This is a genomic window from Streptomyces sp. CB02923 (assembly GCF_001905005.1).
GTDB lineage: Bacteria > Actinomycetota > Actinomycetes > Streptomycetales > Streptomycetaceae > Streptomyces.
In genome coordinates this window covers 1-3,711 of the sequence record NZ_LWKZ01000001.1, presented here as the reverse complement: position 1 = coordinate 3,711, position 3,711 = coordinate 1, and the positions used below count along the sequence as shown (strand labels likewise).

Below are 3,711 nucleotides of genomic sequence, written 5' to 3'. Positions count from 1 at the left end.
CCGCGGGGTCTGCAGGAGCCTTCGGCTCAGGCGGCGGCCTTCACCGCGGAGATGTCGAAGGTGAGCTTGACCTTGTCGCTCACCATCACGCCGCCGGTCTCCAGCGCCGCGTTCCAGGTCAGGCCCCAGTCGGAGCGCAGGATCTCGGCGCTGCCCTCGAACCCGGCGCGCTCGGCGCCGTACACGTCGGTCGCCGTGCCCTGGAACTCCAGGTCGATGGTGAGCGGCCGGGTGACGTCCTTGATCGTCAGGTCGCCGGTGACGCGGTAGGTGTCCGAGCCGACCCGCTCGGCGGCGGTGGAGCGGAACGTCATCAGCGGGAAGGCGTCGGCGTCGAAGAAGTCGGCGCCGCGCAGGTGGGCGTCGCGGTCGGCGATGCCGGTGTCGACGGAGGCGATCGTGACGTCGACGGAGGCGGTGGAGCGGGCCGGGTCGGCGCCGTCGAGGTGCAGCGTGCCCTGGTGGCTGCCGAAGGAGCCGCGGACGTTGGTGACCATGGCGTGCCGGACGGTGAAGCCGATCCGGCTGTGGGCCGGGTCGATGGTGTAGTCGCCGGTCAGGGCGGCCAGAGCCGGGTCGGCGTCGAGGACGGCGGCGGGCCGGTGGGTGGTGGTGCGGCCGGTGTCCGCGGCCGTGGCCGTGGCGCGCTTGCGGGTGAACAGAGCCATGGCTCCTCCTCGGAAGTGGATGGACAGGTTTGTTAAACCTTCAACGAGATTGAGCGTAGCGCGATCTAGTTCAAGTTTCAACAGTTGGGTCGCGGGGGAGTGATGCGGGGTGTTCTCGGCGGACGTGTCATGGGCATTGTCGTGCTGCCGGAGCCCGTGCTAGACCGTCGGTCACCGTTCCACCAGACCGTTTCCGTACGCACTTGACGTTCACGGAGAGGACGGACCGTGCCGCCTTCCCCCGTCTGGTCCCGCCGGGGTTTCCTCGGCTTCTCCGGAGCGGGCGCGCTCGGCCTGGCGCTGACGCCCGCGCTCGCCGCCGGACCGGCCCCCGCCGCGCACGCCGCCGACGGCGACCCGTACACGGCCCTGCGCCGCCGCTGGCTCGGCATCCAACTAGGCACCGGCTTCGACCCCGCCGCCGAACCGTACGCCGCCCGCCTGAAGGAGACCGGCGAACTGGCCCGCGGATTCCGCGCGGCCATGCGCCCGGCCGCCGGCTCGCTCTGGCCCGACAGCCCCTTCGACCCGCCCGCCGGCATCACCCGCAGCTACAGCCGCCTCGCCACCATGGCCCGCGCCCACGCCCAGCCCGGCACCGGCCTGACCGGGGACGCAGGCCTCGCCACCGACATCGTCAAGGGCCTGGACCACGTGCACGACACCGTCTACCACTCCGGTACCGCGCGCTACGGCAACTGGTGGGAGTGGCAGATCGGCAGCCCCCGGCTCCTCCTGGACACCGTCGCGATGCTGTACGAGCAGCTCGGCGAGGACCGGCGGGCCCGCTACCTGGCCGCCGTCGACCACTTCGTCCCGGACGGCATGCTCGGCGACTACACCGGCACCAGCACCGGCGCCAACCGCGTCGACCTGTGCCGCGCCGTGGCGCTGCGCGGCATCCTCGGCCGGGCCCCGGCGAAGATCGCGCTGGCCCGCGACGCCCTGTCCCCGGTCTTCCCGTACGTCACCAAGGGCGACGGCCTCTACGCCGACGGCTCCTTCGTCCAGCACACCTGGGTCGCCTACTCCGGCACCTACGGCTTCGTCCTGCTCGACGGGCTCGGCCGCCTCTTCACCCTGCTCGACGGGACCGACTGGGCCGTCACCGACCCGAAGCGCCAAATCATCTCCGACAGCGTGGAACACGCCTACGCGCCCCTGCTCTACAACGGCCTGATGATGGACAGCGTCAACGGGCGCGCCATCAGCCGCGGCTACCTGCGCGCCGACGAGCGCCGGGTGATGCGCGGCGACCACTTCCACGGCCACGCCCTGGTCGCCGCCGTCGCCCTGCTGGCGGAGTCGGCCGGAGTCCGGGAGCGGGAGCGCTGGCAGGCGATGGTCCGGGGCTGGATCCGGCGCGACACGGCCTACCCGGTGCTCGCCGACCGGCAGTACGAGATCGCCGACCTCGCCCGCCTCAAGGCGCTCGCGGACGACGGCGGCCCGGTCGCGCCCGAACCCGTCGCCCACCGGCTCTTCCCGGCCATGGACCGGGCCGTGCACCGCCGCCCCGGCTGGGCCGCGGGCCTGGCCATGGCCTCGGACCGCATCACGTACTACGAGAACGGCAACGGCGAGAACCCGCGCGGCTGGCACACCGGCGCCGGAATGCTCTACTGGTGGGGCCGCGACGTCGCGAACGACCAGTACACGGACGCCTTCTGGCCCACCGTCGACCCGTACCGCCTGCCCGGCACGACCGTGTCCGCCAAACGGCTCGCCGACAACGAGGGCGGCGGCTGGGGCGAGCCGAAGCCCGCCGCGCGGTGGGTGGGCGGGACCACCGACGGCGAGTTCGCCGTGGCCGGGCAGGACGTGCGCGGCCTGTCCTCCACCCTGCGCGCCAAGAAGTCGTGGTTCTTCGCCGCGGACTGCGTCGTCTGCCTGGGCACCGGCATCACCTCCCGCGACGGCGTGCCCGCCGAGACGGTCGTGGACAACCGCAACCTGGGCGCTGCCGGGACGCAGACGCTGACCGTCGACGGCGTACGGCAGCCCGCGGCCCCCGGCCGCCCGCTGACCTTCCCGCGCGCCCGCTGGATGCACCTGGCCGGGCACGGCGGGTACGTCTTCCCCCGCCTGCCGGGCGGCGGGGAAACGGTCCCGCACGCACTGCGCGACACCCGCACGGGCGCGTGGAGCGACATCAACACCGGCGGCTCGCCCGAACCGTTCACCCGCCGCTACCTGACGCTCTGGCTCGACCACGGCACCGACCCGGCGGACGCCGCGTACGCGTACCTGCTGATGCCCGGAGCGGGCCCGCGCGCCCTCGCCGCCCGGTCCGCCGACCGCCACTGGCTGGCCGTCCTCGCCAACACCGGCGAGCGGCAGGCGGTCGCGATCCCCTCACTGAGCCTCACCGCCGCCAATTTCTGGCAGGCCGGGTCGGCCGGGGGCCTGACCGTGACGGCGCCCGCGAGCGTCCTGCTGCGCGAGCGGCCCGCCCGGTCCGCGCACGGGCGGCGCGGCGGCCGGACGGCGGCACTGTGTGTCGCCGAGCCGCCGCGGACCGGTGAGCCGTTCGAGGTGGTCTGGGACCGCCCGGTCCGCGCGGTGCTCGCCGCCGACCCCTCCGTCAGAGTTCTGGCGACCGCTCCGGCGCTCCGGCTGCAGATCGCCCCCGGTACCGCCTGCACCACCCACACCTGTACGGTCACCCCGCGCTGACCGCCGTTCCGCCTGGCCACGGCGTCGCGCGGGCCCGGACCACGGTCCCGCGGCGACCGGCCGGGCAGTGGACTGCCACAACGCCACGCGGGTGGGCTTTGTAGGGCTCATACATATCGCTGAAGCCCTTTGGCGTGCCCATGCGGCCGGACGCGGGCCGCGTACAGCAGGCTTCTGTGCTGCCTGCCCACCAAATCGCTTCCGACGTTGTACGAAACCGACATCGGTTCCGGAGGCCCCGGCCACGTACCGTCGATACATGACCACTGTCGAAGATGTGCCCGCCGAGGCGAACGACGCCCGCGGGCGGGTCGCCGAGCTGCACGCCATCCGTGAGCAGGCCCGGCGCGGCCCGAGTGAGCGGGCG

The 3,711-nt window shown here is 73.5% G+C and carries 2 protein-coding genes; one reads left to right on the top strand and one right to left on the bottom strand.

The features are described 5' to 3' along the window. Nucleotides 1-26: 26 nt before the first annotated feature. Nucleotides 27-668, bottom strand: coding sequence for a YceI family protein (locus A6A06_RS00010; protein WP_073757474.1), 642 nt, complete (start codon nucleotides 666-668; stop codon nucleotides 27-29). 228 nt (nucleotides 669-896) lie between these two features. On the opposite strand from A6A06_RS00010, the gene A6A06_RS00005 reads away from it, so the two are divergent. Further along, nucleotides 897-3,344, top strand: coding sequence for a polysaccharide lyase 8 family protein (locus A6A06_RS00005; RefSeq protein ID WP_073757472.1), 2,448 nt, complete (start codon nucleotides 897-899; stop codon nucleotides 3,342-3,344). Nucleotides 3,345-3,711 lie beyond the last annotated feature (367 nt).

Excerpts from the sequence above, each read along its gene's own strand:
- A6A06_RS00010 (WP_073757474.1), bottom strand. The coding sequence starts at position 668 with ATGGCTCTGTTCACCCGCAAGCGCGCCACGGCCACGGCCGCGGACACC.